The sequence below is a fragment of the Microbacterium sp. NPDC080220 genome, assembly GCF_040686395.1.
Classification (GTDB): domain Bacteria; phylum Actinomycetota; class Actinomycetes; order Actinomycetales; family Microbacteriaceae; genus Microbacterium; species Microbacterium gawkjiense.
Genome location: NZ_JBFBOP010000001.1, coordinates 150,996 through 170,770, shown reverse-complemented (window position 1 = coordinate 170,770; position 19,775 = coordinate 150,996). Strand labels below are relative to the sequence as shown.

At 70.2% G+C, this 19,775-nt stretch carries 18 protein-coding genes and 1 tRNA gene; 12 read left to right on the top strand and 7 right to left on the bottom strand.

Annotated features, from left to right (window positions below):
• Positions 1-348: 348 nt before the first annotated feature.
• Genes AB0P29_RS00885 through AB0P29_RS00870 form a run of 4 tightly spaced genes read left to right on the top strand, consistent with a single transcriptional unit; the run spans position 349 to position 4,471 of the window.
• Positions 349-1,131 (top strand): DeoR/GlpR family DNA-binding transcription regulator, encoded by a 783-nt coding sequence (locus AB0P29_RS00885; protein ID WP_363377741.1) that lies wholly within the window; start codon positions 349-351, stop codon positions 1,129-1,131.
• The gene (locus AB0P29_RS00880; protein ID WP_363377739.1) at positions 1,128-2,111 is read left to right on the top strand and encodes a 1-phosphofructokinase family hexose kinase; all 984 of its coding nucleotides are present in this window, start codon (positions 1,128-1,130) and stop codon (positions 2,109-2,111) included. Before AB0P29_RS00885 ends, AB0P29_RS00880 begins: the two co-directional genes overlap by 4 nt.
• Positions 2,104-4,167, top strand: coding sequence for a fructose-specific PTS transporter subunit EIIC (locus AB0P29_RS00875; RefSeq protein ID WP_363377737.1), 2,064 nt, complete (start codon positions 2,104-2,106; stop codon positions 4,165-4,167). Before AB0P29_RS00880 ends, AB0P29_RS00875 begins: the two co-directional genes overlap by 8 nt.
• Before the next feature lie 34 nt (positions 4,168-4,201).
• Positions 4,202-4,471: an HPr family phosphocarrier protein gene (locus AB0P29_RS00870; RefSeq protein ID WP_064001929.1), complete on the top strand. Its 270-nt coding sequence runs from the start codon at positions 4,202-4,204 to the stop codon at positions 4,469-4,471.
• A 72-nt stretch (positions 4,472-4,543) separates the two neighbouring features.
• Here the strand turns inward: AB0P29_RS00870 and AB0P29_RS00865 are convergent, their stop codons facing one another.
• Entirely contained in the window at positions 4,544-5,182 is a 639-nt protein-coding gene (locus tag AB0P29_RS00865; protein WP_363377735.1) for an MBL fold metallo-hydrolase, read from the bottom strand.
• Positions 5,183-5,296: 114 nt separating this feature from the next.
• Here AB0P29_RS00865 and AB0P29_RS00860 point away from each other — a divergent pair.
• Positions 5,297-5,372 (top strand) — tRNA-Glu (locus AB0P29_RS00860).
• Here AB0P29_RS00860 and AB0P29_RS00855 read toward each other — a convergent pair.
• Positions 5,332-7,542, bottom strand: a complete 2,211-nt coding sequence (locus AB0P29_RS00855) for an AAA family ATPase (protein ID WP_363378519.1) — start codon at positions 7,540-7,542, stop codon at positions 5,332-5,334. The genes AB0P29_RS00860 and AB0P29_RS00855 overlap by 41 nt on opposite strands.
• 343 nt (positions 7,543-7,885) lie before the next feature.
• Here AB0P29_RS00855 and AB0P29_RS00850 point away from each other — a divergent pair, with 343 nt between their 5' ends.
• The 4 genes from AB0P29_RS00850 (at position 7,886) to AB0P29_RS00835 (ending at position 10,653) form a co-directional block, all read left to right on the top strand.
• Positions 7,886-8,302, top strand: coding sequence for a hypothetical protein (locus AB0P29_RS00850; RefSeq protein ID WP_363377733.1), 417 nt, complete (start codon positions 7,886-7,888; stop codon positions 8,300-8,302).
• Between the two features lie 177 nt (positions 8,303-8,479).
• Complete coding sequence (gene lgt / locus AB0P29_RS00845; RefSeq protein WP_217532086.1) at positions 8,480-9,448, top strand: prolipoprotein diacylglyceryl transferase; 969 nt, start codon at positions 8,480-8,482, stop codon at positions 9,446-9,448.
• Complete coding sequence (locus tag AB0P29_RS00840; RefSeq protein WP_254632299.1) at positions 9,441-9,731, top strand: hypothetical protein; 291 nt, start codon at positions 9,441-9,443, stop codon at positions 9,729-9,731. Before lgt ends, AB0P29_RS00840 begins: the two co-directional genes overlap by 8 nt.
• A gap of 151 nt (positions 9,732-9,882) precedes the next feature.
• A complete protein-coding gene (locus tag AB0P29_RS00835; RefSeq protein ID WP_363377730.1) occupies positions 9,883-10,653 on the top strand; it encodes a ferric reductase-like transmembrane domain-containing protein in 771 nt (256 codons plus the stop codon).
• A 49-nt stretch (positions 10,654-10,702) separates the two neighbouring features.
• Here the strand turns inward: AB0P29_RS00835 and AB0P29_RS00830 are convergent, their stop codons facing one another.
• The 3 genes from AB0P29_RS00830 to AB0P29_RS00820 all read right to left on the bottom strand — a co-directional run bounded on the left by AB0P29_RS00830 (position 10,703) and on the right by AB0P29_RS00820 (position 13,673).
• Positions 10,703-11,644, bottom strand: coding sequence for a hypothetical protein (locus AB0P29_RS00830; protein WP_363377728.1), 942 nt, complete (start codon positions 11,642-11,644; stop codon positions 10,703-10,705).
• A gap of 413 nt (positions 11,645-12,057) precedes the next feature.
• Positions 12,058-13,116 (bottom strand): DUF4349 domain-containing protein, encoded by a 1,059-nt coding sequence (locus AB0P29_RS00825; protein ID WP_363377726.1) that lies wholly within the window; start codon positions 13,114-13,116, stop codon positions 12,058-12,060.
• Positions 13,113-13,673, bottom strand: a complete 561-nt coding sequence (locus tag AB0P29_RS00820; protein ID WP_064001932.1) for a sigma-70 family RNA polymerase sigma factor — start codon at positions 13,671-13,673, stop codon at positions 13,113-13,115. The genes AB0P29_RS00825 and AB0P29_RS00820 overlap by 4 nt, the downstream gene beginning before the upstream one ends.
• Before the next feature lie 104 nt (positions 13,674-13,777).
• Here AB0P29_RS00820 and AB0P29_RS00815 point away from each other — a divergent pair, with 104 nt between their 5' ends.
• Positions 13,778-14,863 carry a TerC family protein gene (locus tag AB0P29_RS00815; RefSeq protein WP_311283833.1) on the top strand — a complete coding sequence of 362 codons (1,086 nt, stop codon included), beginning with the start codon at positions 13,778-13,780 and terminating at the stop codon, positions 14,861-14,863.
• A gap of 8 nt (positions 14,864-14,871) precedes the next feature.
• Here the strand turns inward: AB0P29_RS00815 and AB0P29_RS00810 are convergent, their stop codons facing one another.
• The gene (locus AB0P29_RS00810) at positions 14,872-16,182 is read right to left on the bottom strand and encodes an LLM class flavin-dependent oxidoreductase (protein WP_363377724.1); all 1,311 of its coding nucleotides are present in this window, start codon (positions 16,180-16,182) and stop codon (positions 14,872-14,874) included.
• Positions 16,179-17,495 carry a PLP-dependent transferase gene (locus AB0P29_RS00805; protein ID WP_363377722.1) on the bottom strand — a complete coding sequence of 439 codons (1,317 nt, stop codon included), beginning with the start codon at positions 17,493-17,495 and terminating at the stop codon, positions 16,179-16,181. The genes AB0P29_RS00810 and AB0P29_RS00805 overlap by 4 nt, the downstream gene beginning before the upstream one ends.
• A gap of 226 nt (positions 17,496-17,721) precedes the next feature.
• On the opposite strand from AB0P29_RS00805, the gene leuC reads away from it, so the two are divergent.
• Together leuC and leuD are read left to right on the top strand one after the other, a co-directional pair.
• The gene (leuC, locus tag AB0P29_RS00800; protein WP_359917745.1) at positions 17,722-19,164 is read left to right on the top strand and encodes a 3-isopropylmalate dehydratase large subunit; all 1,443 of its coding nucleotides are present in this window, start codon (positions 17,722-17,724) and stop codon (positions 19,162-19,164) included.
• 1 nt (position 19,165) lies between these two features.
• Positions 19,166-19,762: a 3-isopropylmalate dehydratase small subunit gene (gene leuD, locus AB0P29_RS00795; RefSeq protein WP_359917748.1), complete on the top strand. Its 597-nt coding sequence runs from the start codon at positions 19,166-19,168 to the stop codon at positions 19,760-19,762.
• Positions 19,763-19,775: the final 13 nt, after the last annotated feature.

Here is a 19,775-nt window from a genome sequence, read left to right as displayed (position 1 = left end):
GTTGGTGGATGTGGGATCTCGTCATTGACATCTCCAGGGTGCGCGCCCGCGCGCGGGCGTGTGGACGATCCCGCGGGGAGTCCGCAGGATCGGCACTCGTCGTCCGGGTCCCGCGGATCGGCGTCGATACGCGGCGGTGGGGTCGAGAGTGGCACGACGCTAGCAGTGCGGATATGCGTCGCCCGGGACCGCCCGCAGACTCTGGCGAATGAGACCAAGTCCCACGTGAGGTGAGCCTCGGTTTCTGTGGGTGTTCGACAATCCGCGGACCGCCGCGAGTGTCCCCCTCCAAAGTGTTGTTTCGTGTGGCTTTGTGTTGTAACGTGTGGCTTGTTCAAGGAGGACACGATGTACGCAACGGAGCGCCAGCAGCTGATCGAGCAGCTCATCGCTACAGACGGACGCGTCGCCGTCGTCGATCTCGCAGATCGCTTCCGGGTGACGACCGAGACGGTGCGCCGGGACCTGGCCGCCCTGGAGCGGGCGGGTGCAGTCCGGCGTGTGCACGGCGGAGCGGTGCAGCGCGGACGCGCGAGCACGGCGGAGGCGTCGGTCGCAGAACGTACGTCGCGACGCGCGACGGCGAAGCAGTCGATCGCGAGGGCTGCCGTCGACCTGCTCGGAGACCGACTGGACGGCGCCCTCTACCTCGACGCGGGAACGACCACGGCCTCGATCGCCGCGATTCTTGCGAACGGACCGCACCCGGCGGGGGAGGTCGAAGTGGTCACGCACTCCATGGGCGTGGCGCAGATCCTCGCCGGCGCCCCCGGCATCGGGCTGTCCGTCATCGGCGGGCGGGTGCGCGGACTCACCGCCGCGGCCGTCGGAGCGCAGACCGTCGAATCCGTGCAGCGCCTTCGCCCCGACATGGCCTTCATCGGCACGAACGGGTTGGCCGCCGGGTTCGGCCTGAGCACCCCCGATCCCGACGAAGCCGCGGTCAAGCGTGCGATCGTCGCCGCGGCGCGCCGCGTCGTCGTCGTCGCAGACGCGGACAAGTTCGATGCCGAGTTGCTCGTGTCCTTCGCGCCGCTGTCCGCGGTCAATGTCCTCGTGACCGATTCGGTGCCCGGCGGGGGCCTCGCGGCAGCGCTCGAGGACGCCGGTGTGGAGGTGCACGTCGCATGATCGTGACGCTGACGACGAACCCGTCGCTCGACCGGACGGTGACGCTCGCGGCGCCGTTGCGCGTCGGCGAGGTGCAGGGTGCGGACGGTGTCCGGGAGGATGCCGGGGGCAAGGGCATCAACGTGGCGCGGGTCGTGGCCGCGGCATCCCGCCCGACCCTCGCGGTCCTGCCGCTCGACGAGGCCGATCCGTTCGCCGCCGCGCTGCGGCAGACCGACGTCCCGGTCCGCGCCGTGCATCACGACGGTGCGACGCGTGCCAACCTCACCGTCGTCGACCCGGACGGTGTGACCACGAAGGTCAACCTCCCGGGAGCGGCGCTAACCGCCATCGATGCCGCGGCCCTGCAAGCGGCCGTCGTCGACGCCTCCGAGGGTGCCACCTGGCTCGTGCTCGCCGGCTCGCTGGCTCCGGGGCTGCCCGCCGACTTTTACGTCCGAGTGATCGACGCGGTCCGGGAGCGCTGGGGTGCGCTCGCGCCCCGGATCGCCGTCGACACGTCCGGTCCCGCGCTCGCGGCGGTCGTCGAGGCGGCGACGCCGGCGCTGATCAAGCCGAACGACGAAGAGCTCGCCGAGCTCATCGGTCACCCCCTCGATGCGCGACTCCCTCTCGCCGAGGCGGTCGCCGTCGCGGCGGCGGACCTCGTCCCGTCCCGGGTGGACGCCGCGCTCATCACCCTCGGCGGCGACGGGGCAGTGCTGGTGACGGCCGACGGTGCCTGGCACGGCACTCCGCCGCCCACGCAGGTGCGCAGCACCGTGGGTGCGGGCGACAGCTCACTCGCCGGCTACCTCCTCGCCGAGACCGACGGCGCATCCGAGGAGGGGCGGCTGCGATCCGGCATCCGATACGGCTCGGCGGCCGCCGCACTCCCCGGCACCCAACCTCCCACCCCGAACGACCTGCCGACCGGCGACGTGCCGGTTCGGCGGTTCACGCAGAAGCACAACCCGACCACTGGAGGTCACCGTGACTGAGATGATCACCGCGGAACTCGTCAGTATCGACGAGCCGCTCGGCGCCGACAAGCGCGCCGTCATCGACGCCCTCGCCCGGCGCGTCGCGGCGCAGGGGAGGGTCACCGACGGCGCCCGCCTGGCCGACGACGCCTGGGCGCGCGAGGAGAAGGACGAGACCGGCCTGCCCGGCGGCATCGCCATCCCGCACGCGAAGAGCGCCGCCGTCACGCAGGCCTCGCTGGCCTTCGCCCGCCTGAACCCCGGGGTCGACTTCGGTGCCGAGGACGGCGGCGCCGACCTCGTCTTCCTCATCGCCGCTCCCGACACCGCCGCCGAGGAGCACCTCGCCGTGCTCTCCAAGCTCGCCCGCAGCCTCATGCGCGACGACTTCACGGCGGGCCTGCGCGCCGCATCGACGGCCGACGAGGTCGTCGCCATCGTCCGCGACGCCATCTCGGACGCGCCCGCCGCCGAGGCCCCCGCCTCGCGCGCGGAGGCACGCGCCGCGGCACCGGCCGCCGCCGCCTCCGCCGACGACGCGCTCCTGATCGACGGCCGCCCCGCGCGCATCGTCGCGGTCACGGCGTGCGCCACCGGCATCGCCCACACCTTCATGGCCGCCGACGCGCTGACCGCGACGGGGCAGAAGGACGGCGTCGACCTCACTGTCGAGCCGCAGGGATCGAGCGGCTACAAGGCCATCGACCAGCGCATCATCGACGAGGCCGACGCCGTCATCTTCGCCGTCGACGTCGACGTCAGCGAGCAGGCGCGTTTCGCCGGCAAGCCGGTCGTCCGGGCCGGGGTCAAGCGCGGGATCGAGCAGCCCGCCCAGATGATCCGCGAGGCCGTCGCCGCCGCGAAGAACCCGAACGCGGCGCGCGTTCCGGCCGCGTCCGGCGGGAACGCGACCCGCGAAGCCGCACCCACCTCGCTCGGCGGCGCGATCCGCCGGGCGCTGCTGACGGGTGTCAGCTACATGATCCCGTTCGTCGCCGGCGGCGGTCTGCTGATCGCGCTCGGCTTCGCTCTCGCGGGCTACCAGATCGCCTCGCCGCACGAGGGAGCCGACGTCAACAACGCCGTCTACGCCCTCCAGAACTTCACGCTGTGGAACCTCCCGCCCGAGGGACTCGCGTACTACCTCGGTGCGGTCGCCTTCCAGATCGGTGGCCTCTCGTTCGGGTTCCTCGTCCCTGCCCTGGCCGGTTACATCGCCTACGGCATCGCCGATCGCCCCGGCATCGCGCCCGGTTTCGTCGCCGGTGCCGTCGCCACCTTCATGGGTGCCGGCTTCATCGGCGCGATCGTCGGCGGTCTGCTCGCCGGTCTCGCGGCGTGGTGGCTGAACCGTCTCGACGTGCCGCGCTGGCTGCGCGGTCTGATGCCCGTCGTCATCATCCCGCTGCTCGCCTCGATCTTCGCGTCGGGTCTTCTGCTGATGGTGTTCGGCGGCCCGATCGCCGCGCTCAGCGTGGCGCTGAACGGCTGGCTGGGAAGTCTCACCGGCGCCGGCGTGATCCTGCTGGGCATCATCCTGGGTCTCATGATGTGCTTCGACCTCGGTGGCCCGGTCAATAAGGTCGCGTACGGTTTCGCGACGGCGAACCTCGCGGCGGGCATCGCCGGCGACGAGCGCTACCTGCAGATCATGGCCGCCGTCATGGCGGCGGGGATGGTCCCGCCGCTCGCGATGGCGCTCGCCTCGACCGTCCTCGGCCGCAAGCTGTTCACGGCGCCCGAGCGCGAGAACGGCAAGGCCGCCTGGCTGCTCGGCGCCGCCTTCATCTCCGAGGGGGCGATCCCCTTCGCGGCCGCCGACGTGTTCCGTGTCATCCCGGCCATGATGCTCGGCGGTGCCGTGACCGGTGCGCTGTCGATGGCCTTCGCGGTCACTTCCCGCGCTCCCCACGGCGGCGTGTTCGTCTTCTTCGCGATCGACAACTTCTGGCTGTGGCTGGTCGCGATCGCGGCGGGCACCATCGTCAGCGCCGTCGCCGTCGTGCTCCTGAAGCGCTTCGTCCGCCGCCGCCCGATCGAGGCGGATGTGCCCGCCGTCGCTGTCACGGCATAGTCTCGATACACCGACTCAAGGAGGAAGATCCACCATGGCCGAACGGACCGCAACCGTTGCGAGCAGCTCCGGACTGCACGCCCGCCCCGCAAAGCTCTTCGTGCAGGCGGTCAAGGAGACGGGTGTGCCCGTCACGATCGCCGTTCCCGGTGGCCCCGACCAGAACGCCGGCAGCATCCTGACCCTCATGGGTCTCGGTGCGACGCAGGGCACGGTCGTCACGCTCAAGGCCGAGGGCGAGGGCGCCGAGGAGGCGCTCGACAAGCTCGTCGCCTTCATCGAGACGGATCACGACGCCGAGTGAGGCTCGACCCCCACGAACGACGGATGCCGCGGAGCGAAAACCCCGCGGCATCCGTCGTTCGTTCGTGCGATGTCAGAGGTCGGTCGATTCTCCCGGATCGAGGGTGACGAACTCGCCGCCGTTCTGCTCGGTCGCCCACTTCAGCCGGTCACGGTGCATCGCGAGACCCGCGCGGGAGAGCGTCATGTCGTGCGTGCCGAAGGCGCGGCGCGGCTTCACGGCAAGCACGTAGTCCATCGCCTCGCCGATCTTCAGCCACGGGGCGCCGACGGGGGCGGCCAGGAGTCCGACTTCGACCCCCTCGGGAACGGCATAGGAGTCGCCAGGGTAGTAGAACTCGTCGTTGACCAACACACCAAGGTTGTCGATGACGGGGATCGACTCGTGGATCACGCTGTGGGTGCCGCCGAAGAAGCGGAGTCGGAAGGGACCCAGCTCGAGTTCGTCGCCGACGTCCACCGCGGTGACGTCGTAGTCGGATGCCGCGGTCACGACACCCGCAGGCCCGAAGATCGGCACACCCGGCGCCTGGGAGAGGACGGCGTCGAGCTGGGCGGGGGTCCAGTGGTCCGGGTGCTCGTGCGTGAGGATCACGCCGACCAGACCGTTCAGATCGTCGAGGGGCAGGGTGAAGGAACCGGGGTCGATGAGGAGGGTCTTACCCTCGCTGTCGAGGCGGAGGCAGGCATGTTCGTGCTTCGTGACGCGCATCGTCCCAGTCAACTCACGATGGGGGGCGTGAGGCAAGGGGGCGCCGATTTTGCACCGCTGTGAACGTCATGCATAATTGAACGGTTGCCTCCGCAGGGAGGGAACGAAAAGTACGGCCCCATCGTATAGCGGCCTAGTACGCCGCCCTCTCACGGCGGTAACGCGGGTTCGAATCCCGCTGGGGTCACCAACAGAAAACCCCCGGTCAGCCGGGGGTTTTCTAGTTCCTGTCGAAAGGCTCGACGTAGGCCAGGTGCGCGTGCTCGGCCACGTACTCGGCGGGCAGATGCACGGTGCGCTGCTGCTTGCGCTGGCTCGCGGCGTCGCGCACCCATAGGCTGCCGTCGCCGCTGACATGCTGGACTATCCAGGTCTGCCGGTTCGCCACGCCCACCTCCGAGTCGTTGCGGCGGGTCTGGATCAGGTCGCCGGCGCCGATGCTCAGGCCGTCCGCGCCGTCGATGGTGCGGGCGCCGTCGACCGCGCCCGCGCGCACCCGGTCCTCTCGGATCAGGGCGTTCAGCTCGCGCGCCTCGTCGTTGGTCGCTGCAGTGATCGCGGCTCCGTCGATCCGCTCGGCGGCGACCGCGGCGCGCAGCGCCTCGGCGTCCTCGTGGAGCCGCACGACTCCGAGCGCATGGAGCCGGTCGAACAGCCCGGCCGGGTCGCGGCCGGCGCGCAGGTCGAGGGTGAGCTGCGCGTAGTCGGGGTCCGCGAAGCGGTGCAGGCTCGTCAGCGAGTAGACGCGGGGGACGAGCGCGGCCGCTGTCGAGCACCCCGCCGCGCCCCGCGGCGGGGAGCTGCGCCCGGTCCCCGACGAGTGCGAGCGTCGCGCCGGCCTCATCCGCGACGGTCAGGAGCGCGAGGGCGGTGTCCTGGTCGAGCATCCCCGCCTCGTCCACCACGACCCGCTCGGCGGCGGCCAGTCGGTTCTCCTTCGCCGGGCCGCGGTAGGTCGCGCCCGTCACCGGGTCCGTGTCGCCCACGGCCAGCCGGGTCCAGACCCCATCGGCGTTCCACCGGAACCCGTGGTCGTAGACGAGCGCGGCTACCGAGTCGGTCGGCACGCCCAGCTCGACGGCGGCGACGTCGGCGGCCTTCTTCGTCGGCGTCACCACCCGCACCGAACGGCCCTCCTGTCCGGCGGCGCGGATCGCAGCACCGAGCATGGTCGTCTTGCCCGCGCCCGCCGCGCCCTCCACCACGACGAGCGGCCGGGTGGAAGCGAGCGCGGCGGCGGCCCGCGCCTGGTCCGCATCCAGCCCCGGCTCCGGCACGCGCGGGGTTGCGCCGTGCGCCGGCCGGGTGGCGCGCGCGGCCAGTCGGTCGCGCAGCTCCGTCTCGACCGCGACGACGTGCAGCGTCGTGAGGTGCGCCACATGGTCCAGCCGTGGCGCATCCGGCGGCAGGATCGAGAGGCAGTCGTCCGCCGCGAGCCGGGTCGTGATGCTGATGAACGCGCGCAGCTCCTCGCGGGTGGCGCGCACACCGGCCTCGGTGACGATGCGCGCCACCTGCTCCTGCACCTCATGCACCGTCCATGCGGATGCAGCAGCCGCGCAGCGGTCGAGCGCACGGGAGGCGACCTGTTGCACGGCCAGCTCGTCCAACGTGCGCAGGGGTTGCACGGCGGCGCGCGGCAGGTCCGGCGTGTAGCCGGCCTCCTGCAACTCGCGCAGCCAGCCGGCCTCGGAGCCGAGCACGCTGGGCTTCTTGCTCGGCCGCTCGTGATCCCACGCCTTCGCGTGCAACCTGGCGCGCACCACCGGCCCCGGCTCCTGGCCGGGATGCGCCGCCTCCCAGTCGGCCTCGAACTTGGCGAGGTTGCGCGCCACCTGCTGCCCGCGCTTGGACATGACCGCGTTCCACGGCACCAGCTCCGCGACCTCCCCGGTCACCGGGTCAAGGGTGAGGCCGTGCGCGTCGAGCACCGCGGCGAGCTGCGGGTGCGCGGCGATGACCGCCGTGCCGAGGGCGCGGATCGCGCCCTGCTGCCGGAACAGCGCCGCGGTGTAGAGCCCGCGCCAGCGACCGGCCGCCCACACGCGCGTCCCGATCTGGAAGTGTATGTGCCGGTGGGGATCGCCCGCGCGGGAGGTCTTGTGCGAGACGGCGACGGTTTCGAGCTGCTCGATCGGCACGACCTCCTGCTTCCCGCGCGAGCCGACGCGGGTGACCGAGTGCTGGCCGAGCCAGGAGCGGATCTCCGCAACCGCGTCCCGCTGGGCGGCGTCCAGGGCCTCGGACACCTCCGGGTGCAGGGCGGCCGCGATGGTCAGGGACTTGGGGACGTTCACGACCATCTCCATGAACCGGGGCGACCCTCGGCCGCCCTCGCCCCGCAGCCGGGGTCGGCCCATCGACTCCCCGGTGAGCGGATTGATTCAGTCGACCCACTGGCGGTATTTCCTCGGCGGTCAGTCCGAGCTCGCCGATCACTCGGCCCTCGGCTTCGACCGCCGTGAACTCTGCCAGGGCGGTCCCCGCCTCCAGGTAATACTCGTCCGCCCGCGCACGGTCGGACTCCAGATAGCGCAGGGCATCCGAGCCGGTGCCCCGGAACGGGATGACGCCGCCCTTCATGGCTCGGTGTCGCTTGCCGCGACAGCCTGGTTCCGTGGGGTACAGTGGTCTCCGCCGGGAGGTGCGATGACGGGTGCTGTGCGCAGGTTCGCCCACCATGAATTGCGTCGTAGGGCGTTCATGACGGTCCTCGCGGTTCTCGCCACAGTGATCGGGCTCCTGACGATGCATGCGGTCGTGACGTCCGCGGCGCCGCCCACAACGCCGGCGGTGGCCCATGCCGCAGGCGATCCCGCGTCAACGGTGATGGGTGCCGAGACGGTGTCCATGCTGTCCAGCAGCTCCTTGGCTGAATCGGGGACCCCGCCGGTCCTCCCGGAGGAATGCGGCACGGAATGCGAACTCACGGTCACGGTGCTGGCGGCGTTCTGCGCACTGGCGGTGCTGACGGTGCTTCTGCGAGTCCCATCACCGGTGCGGATCCTGCTCTTGCTCGCCGCTCGCCGTCGGTCGGGTGCCGGCTGGAATGCGAACCGCTTCCAAGAGTTCATTTCCGGCACCTCCCCGCTCAGCACCCTCTGCATCAGCCGAACCTGATCCGGCATTCGCTGCTCTGCGCCCGGCACTGACCGGCGACATGTGGGCAGCCCCTGACGCGCAGTATCCGCGTCGGCCCAGCGAGCGATCACGCGCTCAGCCGATGACTTCCGTCGGCTCACGCGCTGCGACGACGCGACGTCGACGGCAAACAGACCAGGAAAGAACCAGGCGACCGTGCTTCTGCCATTCGCAATACCGAGTCCAGACATCAACTTTCTCCAGATCGGGCCATTTCGGATCTACTTCTATGCACTGTTCATCCTCGCCGGCATCGCCGCTGCGGTCGCGGTCGCAGGCCTCCGACTGCGGCGGCGTGGAGCTCCCGGTGGAGCCGCACTCGACATTGCGGTCTGGGCGGTGCCGATCGGGATCGTCGGGGGGCGGGCGTATCACGTCGTCACCCATCCTGGCGACTACTTCTACGAAGGTGCCGATCTGCTGCGGACCCTGTACGTCTGGGAGGGGGGCCTGGCCATCTTCGGAGCCGTGATGGTCGGGGCGGTCGGCGCGTGGATCGGCGCCCGACGGGCCGGCGTCTCCTTCGTGGACTTCGCCGATGCGGTGGCCCCCGCGATGCTGCTTGCGCAGGCCATCGGCCGGCTGGGCAACTATTTCAATCAGGAGCTGTTCGGAACTCCGACGACACTGCCGTGGGGGCTGCAGATCGACCCCGATCAGCCGGCCTTCCCTGCGGGCCTGCCGGCCGACACGCTGTTCCATCCACTCTTCCTCTACGAGCTGCTCTGGAACCTGCTCGGCTTCGCGCTCATCCTCCTGCTCGAGCGGCGCATCCGATTCCGGCGCGGCTGGGCGGTCGGCGCATACCTCATCTGGTACGGGCTCGGCCGGGCGTGGTTCGAATCCTTCCGGCTGGACCCGACCGAGTTCGTCCTGTTCGGTCTGAAAATCAACATCCTCACGGCCCTGGCGGCCGCCGTCGTCGGGGTCGCGATCATCCTGATCTCGGCCAAACGCGATCGTGTGCGTCGGCTTGCCGCCGGACCGGGCTCCGCCGGAGGAACGAACGCGGTTGGCCCCGAGACCATGGCTCCGCCAACGGGCCACGCGACGGACACGTCCGCGACCCCACCCGCCGCAACCGCACTCGCAGCAACGGACACAAAAGGCAACTCCAATGAGTGAGAGCATCTCCAACTCCGGCAAGCCCCTCGACAGCAACAAGGCCAGGGAGAACAAGAAGCCCGAACTGAACGAGGCGCAGCTGAAATACCGGCGCAGGCAGAGGTTTCTCCGCACCGGCCAGGTGCTGATGGTGGTCGGCGCGCTGGTCGCCGTGTCGCACTGGCTCGCACACCTCGAGGCATTCGGTCCCGGACAGCCGCCGGGATGGCTGGACCTCGTCGCCGGCTATCCGACGGCGGGCATCCTGCTGGTCGTCGGAGCCGTGCTGGCAAGCAAGAAGTGAGCCGGTCGACACATCCGCTCATGCAGCTCCGGGCACCGGATGATGCTTGGCCGCCCGGCGATCGCGGCTTGCGCCCGTCCGAGGGGTCGCCGTTCCGAGGCAGCGGCGCTGTACGGTGATGGTTGACTCGCCGCGAGATCGGAGGATTTCCATGACACGAAACAGCGGTCGCCCGAGGGTCGATACGGCGAACCCAGTGTCCCGCGATGCCGGAAGCGCGACGGCAGGAGGTGCGGGGACGACGGTGGTGCGTCACATCTCGGTCGGCATCATCGCCGTGCTGCTCACTGCGCTGTTCTGGTGGAGCCGCATGGAGTGGACGCCCGACATGCGGCTCTGGCGTGCGGTCGGCGACTCAGCGGTGGTGTTGCTCTTCGCAGCGCTCGCCATGGGGCCTGCCGCGCGGCTCTCCGCGGTGGCGGCCGGGATGCTGCACTGGCGGCGTCAAGTGGGGATCTGGGCCGGTCTGGCAAGCGTGCTGCATGCAGTTCTCGTGATCGACGGCTGGGCGAAATGGAGCGTGCAGCGTTTCCTGGGATACGAGTTCGTGCCGCAGCTCGGGCGGGAGGTCCGGCTCGAGCCTGGGTTCGGTCTGGCGAACCTCATCGGCCTCGTCGCCGTACTCTGGCTCCTGGTGCTGCTCGTGACCTCATCCGACCGTGCCGTGCGGCTGCTGGGCGGGCGTTCCTGGAAGTGGCTGCACGGTGGAGCGAATGTGGTGTTCTACCTGGCGGTCCTTCACTCCGCATACTTCCTGTTCCTGCATTACACGGCCTCGTTCCACCGCGCCGTGCCGGACGCGAATTGGTTCCGCTTTCCGATGCTCGGCCTCGCGGTCGTCCTGCTCCTGCTCAAGTGGGCTGCGTTCTTCAGCACTGTGCGGGCGGGCCGGCCCCGGAGACCGGCCGCGGGCGGCGCTTGAGGGACCGAGCCGTTCCCGCTCGTCGCATGGCGCTTCACCAACAGGTCGATCAGCCTGCGCACCGCTGGAAGACCAGTACGCGGTTGGATCCGCGGGGAAGGACGAGGTCGCTGAGGCGCTTGTCGTGTCGCATGTCGAAGGAACGCTGCGAGTCGTACGCGCGCCAGTCGCTCGCGCCGGTCTCGGTGATGCTCGTGATCACGACGTAGGTTTCAACAGATCGTGTCTCGAATACTGCCCGCTCGAACGGGTTGCCGGGCGGTGGCCAGGAACAGATGACGACACGGGGCGAGTGCTTTCGGAGTGCGGCGCGAGCATCGGATCGCTCGACGTCGGTGCCGTAGTCGATTACGCTGTCCCAACCGTGGTCGTCTGCCGCACGGGCGCTCACGCCTTCGGCTGACAGGAACCGTGACAGGGTTCCGTCACCGGCCGCGATTTCGACCACTTCGCGTCCCTGTGCCAGCCCGCGGAGGGCGCGGATGAACGGCCGCGAGTAGAAGCAGTAAATCCCCTTCGAGCGTACGAGCGGCATCAACCTGCGCCGTTGCCAGGCAACTCGCCAAGCGACCCTGTACGCCCAGATCGAGACCGGCTTCCGCCGTAGCCCTCGTTCGAAGAACACCCGTTGCAGGAGCCATCCGTTGACAAGGCCGAATCGGACGCGGCCGCCGTCGGTGACACCGCTTTCGGCCGCGACGCTTGCTGCCCGGATCAATCGAAGGATGACGTGGTCTCGCACCCGCCGGTGGACACGGTCTGGTTCGGACGACAGGTGGTCGGTCGGCCTGGTGCTCGGCTGGACGAGTCGACCGACCAGCTGCTCGACCGCGCCTGGTCCGCCTGCGCTCGCCCGACCCACCGCTTCGGACGCCTGCGACCATGCTGTCGGGAAACGATCCCGGATCTCGTGCAAAGGCGGGTTGGATGCGAGCCACGAGACGACCCGCGGCAACTGCCGGTATTCCCCGGCTCGTGCGGCCTTCTTCACGCACACGCCGTGCGGGCAGCCCGGTCCGCCGCCTGTTCGGCTCCGTTCACGAGGTCGAGGTACCTGCCGTCAAGCATGTGGAGATCCTCCCACAGGCTGGCTCGGGAACATGAGTTCGCTACTCGGCATACTCGACAACTGCACAGAGGCACGAGGATTACCCGCCTCCAGAGGGGCGCAAACGTGGCAACATTTTGGCAACGAACGCTGACGACGGGACTTTCCGCGACGCACTCGACGCACGCGGAACCCCTGTAAACACAGGGCAGAACGGGCTCCGGTACGCAGTTCCGGGGGAGCCGATTCCCCTCTCACGGCGGTAACGCGGGTTCGAATCCCGCTGGGATCACCAGACAGACGACACCCCCGACCACCAGGTCGGGGGTGTCGTCGTTTCGGCGCGTCGCGGGGTCTCAGGCCTCCGGCGATCCACTCCGCACCCGTGCTCGGCGTCGTGCCCTGCGCACCACCTGGACGACGGCGAGGACGATGCCGGCGACGACGAGCCAGGGGAGCAGGAATCCCAGACCCAGGACGATTCCGTTCAGTGTCGCGACGAGCGCATTCCATCCGGTCGCGAAACCGTCGCCGAAACCCTGCGGGTCGGCGGCGACGACCTCACCCGGCTCGGTGACGGTGATCGTGGCGCGCGAGAGGGCGACGTCGTCGGCCAGCGCGTCGGACTGCGCCCGCAGCGAGTCGAGCTCCGCCTGTCGCTGCGAGAGCGCCTCTTCGGCGGTCAGCAGGTCGGCCGTGGTGGCGGCATCCGAGATCAGCGACTCCAGGCGGTCGACGGAGGTCTGCAGCGCCGAGATCCGTGCGCGGAGGTCGGTCGACTGGGCGGTGACGTCCTCTCGCGAGATCTCCGAGGACCGGACCTCGCCCACGTCGTCGAGATCGGCGAGGAAGTCGCCCAGCGTGTCCGCCGGCACGCGCACGGTGATCCAGGTGCCGTCCGCAGAGGAGGTCGCGACGTCGCCCGACGACTCCGCGGACGGCGCAGCCGAGACGTTCATCGACTCGACGTACCCGCCGGCCGCGTCGGCGCGGTCACCGATCTCCCTGGCGGCGGCGGCCGGGTCTCCTGCTTCGAGGACGGTCGAACTGGTCGCGACGACCTCGCGCCCGGTGGCGGCGGTCGAGCCGTTCTCCTCCGCGCCACCGCCCCCGTCGCCCCCGAGGTCCCCGTTCGCTTCGGGTGCGACGGCGCCGCCGGCACCCTCGTCGTACAGCCCCACGGATCCGCCCGCGCTGCTGCCCGCCCCCGTGCCGCTCAGAGCGGGTCCGACGAACCCGGCGACCACGATGACTGCGGCCGCGGCGCCCGTGAACCCCCAGGAGCGTCGCCGCCGGCGCTGCGACTGCTCCGTCGAGCGCGAGACCTCGGCGCGGATGTCGGCGAACAGCGCGGCCTCGATGTCGTCCTGCCGCTCGGGTGTGAGCTCGGGGAGCTCGAGGTCGGGCCCTGTCATGATCCCTCCGATCCGACGACGGCGCGCAGCTTCGTGCGCACCCGCGAGAGGCGGTTGCGGACGACCGCGTGCGAGATCCCGAGCTCCGCGGCCGCGGCGGCGTACGCGTAGCCCTCCGTCGCGCACAACCGGAAGATCTGCTGGTCGAGGGGGGAGAGTGTCCCGAGCTCGGCCATCACACGCTCGGCCAGGTCCCCGCCGATCACCTGATCCTCGACGTCGACGGTAGCCGGGAGCGTCTCCTCGACCGCCCCGGCGGTGTGCAGCCGGTCGCGGCGCTGCCGCCGCATCCGGTTCGCGCTCTGGAACCGGCAGATCGTGACGAGCCACGGCAGGAGCGATTCGCTGACGAGATCGAGCGTCGGCAGTCGCCGCCACGCGACCAGGAAGGTCTCCTGCATGACGTCCTCCGCATCGGCCGTGTTCCCGAGGAGGCCATGGGCGAGCCAGTACACCGGCCGCGCGTAGGCGCGGTACAGCTCGCGGAAGGCCTGCTGATCGCCACCCGCGGCGGCGGCCACCAGGTCCGCGTCACGCCTCGCGAGCGGGTCGGCCATGGCATCCTCGTTCGTTCTGTCGATGGGGGAGTGTCGCGTCACGGGGGATCGTCTCAGACACCTCGAAAGGTACTCTGGGGGACGCCCCCGCATGAAAGGCCCTCATGGAGCTCCCCCTCTGGTTCGAGGTCGGCTCGCTGGTCGTGCTGACTCTCATCCTCGTCGCCGACCTGCTGCTGATCATCAAGCGTCCGCACGTCCCCTCGACGAAGGAGTCGACGCTCTGGGTCGTCTTCTACGTGGCCCTCGCGCTCGTGTTCGCGCTGATCATGCTGGTCGTGACGGACGTCGACTACGCCGGTCAGTTCGTCGCCGGCTGGCTGACGGAGTACAGCCTGTCGATCGACAACCTGTTCGTGTTCGTCCTCATCATGAGCCAGTTCTCCGTGCCGCGAGCGGCGCAGCAGAAGGTGCTGATGGTGGGCATCATCATCGCACTGATCCTGCGCGGCATCTTCATCCTCCTCGGTGCCGCGATCATCGAGCAGTTCAGCTGGGTCTTCTACCTCTTCGGGCTCTTCCTCATCTACACGGCCTGGAAGCAGGCCTTCTCGAGTGAGGACGACGAGGACGAGGAGAAGAAGGAGAGCTTCGTCGTCCGCCTGCTCCGCCGTCGCATGTCGATCAGCGAGGAGTACGACGGCGCGAAGGTGCGCACCGTCATCGACGGCAAGAAGGTCTTCACGCCGATGATCATCGTGTTCGCCGCCCTCGGCATGACCGACCTGCTCTTCGCGATCGACTCGATCCCCGCGATCTTCGGCATCACGCAGAGCGCCTTCATCGTCTTCACCGCGAACATCTTCGCCCTGATGGGCCTGCGGCAGCTCTACTTCCTGCTCGGCGGTCTGCTCGACCGGCTGAAGTACCTGCACTTCGGCATCGCGTTCATCCTCGCCTTCATCGGCGTCAAGCTCGTCCTGCACGCGATGCACGAGAACGAGCTGCCGTTCATCAACGGCGGCGAGCACATCGAGTGGGCGCCCGAGATCTCCACCTGGGTGTCGCTCGGGGTGATCGTGGCCTCGATGGTCGTCGCGACCGTCGCCAGTCTCGTCGCCGCGCGTCGGGAGGGGCTGCGCGAGCCCCTTCCGGCGACGGGACCGACGCCCGTCGGCCACGCCGAGGACGTCGCCGCCGAGCAGGGCACGCCTTCGACCGTCGACCCCCGCCCGTCGCGGGAGGACTGAGGGGCGCCTCAGAACGGTCGCAGGTTCGCCCGGAGGGTCGGTTCGTACTCCCGGCGCAGGATGCCGCGGCGTCGCAGGATCGGGACGAGCTCGTCGAGCGTGCGGTGCACGGTCACGGGGTGCAGGTCGCCCCAGAGCAGCACGCCGTCGTTGCCCCACGCGCCGTACTCCTCGATGCGGTCGGCGAGCTCGTCGGCGTTCCCGACCCAGCCGGAGCCGTCGCTCAGACGGCCGAGGCGTGCGTGCGCCGCGAGGATCCGTCGCAGGGGTGCGTCGTCGTCGTGGTCGCCCACGAGTCGGCGGATGCTGCCGTGCGAGACGTGATCCCCGAAGATCCCCCGATCCAGCGGCCGGTCGAGGTCCAGGGCCGTCAGGTCCGTCTCGAGGTCGCTCGACTGCCGTTCCGCGATCCGTCGGAGCGTCGCATCGTCCGGTTCGAGCGAGGCGGCGACGATTCGGTCCGCCTCCTCGGCGGAGGAGACCACGACCGGCTGGATGGCGAAGAGGATCGTGATGTCCTCGGCTAGCCGACCCGCCGCGACCGCGGCGTCGTGGATGCGGCTGCGGTAGCCGCGGACGGAGTCCTCGGTCATCGGCGCGAGAGCGAGCTGCACGTCGGAGTTCGCCCCGGCGAAGCCGAGGCCCCGCGGTGAGCCGCCCGGAGACACGATGACGGGTTCCCCGTCGGTGAAGGGGATCGCGTTGAGGGGGCCGTCGAACGCGTAGTACTCACCGCGGTGGATCGTGGGTTCGAGCCGAGTCCCGTCCGCGTACCGACCGGCGGCGGGATCGGCGATGAGCGCTCCGTCGGGCCAGCTCCGCCAGAGCGCCCGTATCGCCGACATCCACTCCTCGGCGCGGTCGTACGCGGCGTCGTGACCGAGCTGCGAAGAGGTCGAGAAGTGGCGGGCGCTGCCGGTGTCGGTGACGACGTTGAGTCCGAGCCGGTGGCCGCTGAGGTGCTGCAGCGTCGCGAACTGCCGGGCCGCCGTGTACGGGAGGGTTGCGGCGGGGTTCACCGTGGGCACGATTCCGATGCGTTCGGTCGCCGCGAACAGGTAGGGAGCCAGCAGCAGGGGGTCGAGCTTCGGACCGCCGAAGGCCTGGCGCACCCGCAGGTCGATCGTCTCGGCCGAACCCAGCGACGGCGCGTCCTCGATGATGAGCAGATCGAACCCCGCCTGCTCGAGGGTCCGGACGGCGTCCTGGTACAGCGCGGGGGAGGTCCAGTCGTACCCCCAGTCGAGGTACGGGTGGCCCCATCCGTGCGGGCCGAAGCCGCGCGCGAGGAACCACCCGAAGTGCTGCGGGCGGCTCATGCGAGCACCGCCGCATCGTCCCGGACGGCGGATGCCGTCGCCGCGAGCGCTTGGTCCAGATCGGCCAGCAGGTCGTCGAGGTCCTCGATGCCGATGGACAGCCGCAGCGTGCCGGGGTGGACGCCCAGGGCCGCGCGCTCGGCGGGGGAGCGCCGGGCGTGGCTGGTCGTCGCCGGATGCAGCACGAGCGAGCGGACGTCGCCGAGGTGCGTCATGTGGGTGATCACCGAGACCGCTTCGACGAACGCCCGCGCAGCCGGCAGCCCGCCGCGGAGCGTGACGGTGAAGACCGAGCCGTACCCGCCGCGGAGGGAGGTCCGCGCGAGGTCGTGGGTGGGGTGCGAGGCGAGCCCGGCGTAGTCGACCGACGCCACCTCGGGGCGGTCGGCCAGCCACCCGGCGACGGCGAGCGCGTTCTCCGATTGGCGCTGCACGCGGAGGCTGAGCGTCTCGATGCCCTGACCGATGAGGAATGCGGTCAAGGGGGAGGGCGTCGGCCCGTACCGCGGTGCGACGCTCTCCCGCAGGTGGGCGATGCGCGCGCGCCCGCCGTGCCGCTCCCAGACGCTCGGCGTGCCCGCGCCGCTGTCGACGAGGTGCGGGAAGAGGCGGCCGGAACGGGATGCGTCGAACCGTCCGTCGTCGACGATCACGCCGCCGAGCACGGCGCCCTGCCCGGCGAGGAACTTGCTCGCCGAGTGGACGACGATCGCGGCGCCGTGTTCGAGGGGACGCAGCAGATACGGCGTCGCGAACGTGTTGTCGACGATGAGGGGGATGCCGGCGGCGTCGCCGATCGCGGCGACCGCCGCGATGTCCAGGACGTCGTTGCGGGCGTTGGCGATCGACTCGCCGAGGAGCACGCGCGTCTCCGGGCGGATCGCGCGGCGCCAGGCATCCGGGTCGTGGATGTCGTCGACGAAGGTCGTCTCGATCCCCAGTCGGGCCAGGTTGTCGACGAGCAGGCCGCGGGTGCCCTCGTAGATGTGCGTCGAGCTGACGATGTGCGATCCGGCGCTGACGAGCCCGAGCAACGCGACGGCGAGGGCGGCCTGTCCCGACGCGAGGAGGACCGCCTCGGCACCGCCCTCGAGCGACGCGAGCTTGCGCTCGACGGCGTCGACGGTGGGGTTGCCGGTGCGGGTGTACCCGTACCCGTCGCCGGCACCGAAGTGGGCGGCGGCGTCGTCGAACGAGTCGAAGGTGAAGCCTGCCGTGAGGTGGATCGGCAGGGCGCGCGGGGTCGCCGGCGCGGCATCCGTCCCCACGTGGACCTGTCGCGTCGTGAACCCTCCGGTGGTCCGCTCCGTCATCGTCGTCTCCCGTCCCTCAGGGCACACAGCGTGCCACGGGGCGGCGCGCGAGCCCCGATCGTGAGACGCGGTGTTACGCCGCCGGCTCGTCTCGCCCCGTCCGGGCCGGTGGTAGTCTGGCGCGGTGCGGACCGCTCGACTCCTTATCGGCCGCGACGAGACCTCGCTCTGAGCCCTCTCTCGTCGCGGAGGCTGTCGCGGGCGCCATCCGACATCAGGAGACACCATGAGCACGATTCCCGACCGTCCGCGGACCCTCGCCGAGAAGGTGTGGGACGACCACCTCGTCGTGAAGGGTGAGGACGGCAGTCCCGACCTCATCTACATCGACCTCCACCTCGTCCACGAGGTGACCAGCCCGCAGGCCTTCGACGGTCTCCGCGCCGAAGGTCGCCCGGTGCGCCGCCTCGACCTCACGATCGCGACCGAGGACCACAACACCCCGACGCTCGAGATCGACAAGCCGATCGCCGATCTCACGAGCCGCACCCAGATCGAGACCCTGCGCCGCAACGCCGAGGAGTTCGGGGTGCGGCTGCACTCCTTGGGCGACAAGGAGCAGGGGATCGTCCACGTCGTCGGCCCGCAGCTGGGACTGACGATGCCGGGCATCACCGTCGTGTGCGGCGACTCGCACACCTCGACGCACGGTGCGTTCGGCGCCATGGCGTTCGGCATCGGGACGAGCGAGGTCGAGCACGTCCTGGCGACCCAGACCCTGCCGCTGAAGCCCTTCAAGACGATGGCCATCACCGTCGAGGGCACCCTCAAGCCGGGGGTCAGCGCGAAGGACATCATCCTGGCGATCATCGCCAAGATCGGGGCCAACGGCGGGCAGGGGTATGTCCTCGAGTTCCGCGGCTCCGCCATCCGTTCGCTCTCGATGGAGGGCCGGATGACGATGTGCAATATGTCCATCGAGGCCGGCGCCCGCGCGGGGATGATCGCGCCCGACGAGACGACGTTCGCCTACGTCAAGGACAAGCCGCACGCACCGCAGGGCGCGGACTGGGACGAGGCGGTCGCCTACTGGCGGACCCTGCCGTCCGACGAGGGAGCCGTGTACGACGCGGAGGTCTTCCTCGACGCCGACGAGCTCGAGCCGTTCGTCACCTGGGGCACCAACCCGGGTCAGGGCGTGACCCTGAGCGGTGTGGTCCCCGATCCGGCCGAGATGACCGATCCGAACGAGCGCGCCGCCGCGGAGCGCGCCCTCGAGTACATGGACCTGACCCCCGGGACCCCGCTGAAGGACGTGCCGGTGGATGCCGTCTTCATGGGCTCGTGCACGAACAGCCGCATCGAGGATCTCCGCCAGTTCGCGTCGATCGTCCGAGGCCGGACCAAGGCGGACGGGGTCCGCGTCATGGTCGTGCCCGGCTCGGCGCGCGTCCGGCTGGAGGCCGAGGCGGAGGGGCTCGACAAGGTCTTCACCGACTTCGGTGCCGAGTGGCGTTTCGCCGGATGTTCGATGTGCCTCGGGATGAACCCCGACCAGCTCGCCCCGGGGGAGCGGTGCGCCTCGACGAGCAACCGCAACTTCGAGGGACGCCAGGGCAAGGGCGGTCGCACGCACCTCGTCTCGCCCCAGGTCGCCGCTGCGACCGCCGTGCTCGGCCGCCTCGCGAGCCCGAGCGATCTCGACGCACTCGCACTGACGGAGGCCTGACATGGAGAAGTTCACCCGCCACACCGGTGTCGGCGTCCCGCTGAAGCGATCCGCGGTCGACACCGATCAGATCATCCCGGCCGTCTACCTGAAGCGCGTCACCAAGACCGGCTTCGACGACGCGCTGTTCGCCAACTGGCGGCAGGACCCCTCATTCGTCCTCAATCAGGACGCGTACCGGAACGGCTCCGTCCTCGTCGCCGGACCCGACTTCGGCACCGGGTCGAGCCGTGAGCACGCTGTGTGGGCCCTCCGCGACTACGGCTTCCGTGTGGTGTTGAGCACCAAGTTCGCCGACATCTTCCGCGGCAACGCCGGGAAGCAGGGACTCGTCACGGGTGTGGTCACCGAGGACGTGCTCGAGGCGATCTGGGCGGCCCTCGAGGCGGAGCCGGGGCGCGAGGTGACCGTCGACCTCGAGACACGCACGGTACAGGTCGGCGACGTCCAGGCCCCGTTCGACATCGACGATTACACTAGGTGGCGGCTTCTCGAAGGGCTCGACGACATCGGGCTCACCCTGCGCAGCGAAGACAAGATCGCGCAGTTCGAGGCGCGCCGCGAGGCGTGGCGGCCGCGGACGCTCCCCGTCCGCTGATCGGCCCGCGCCC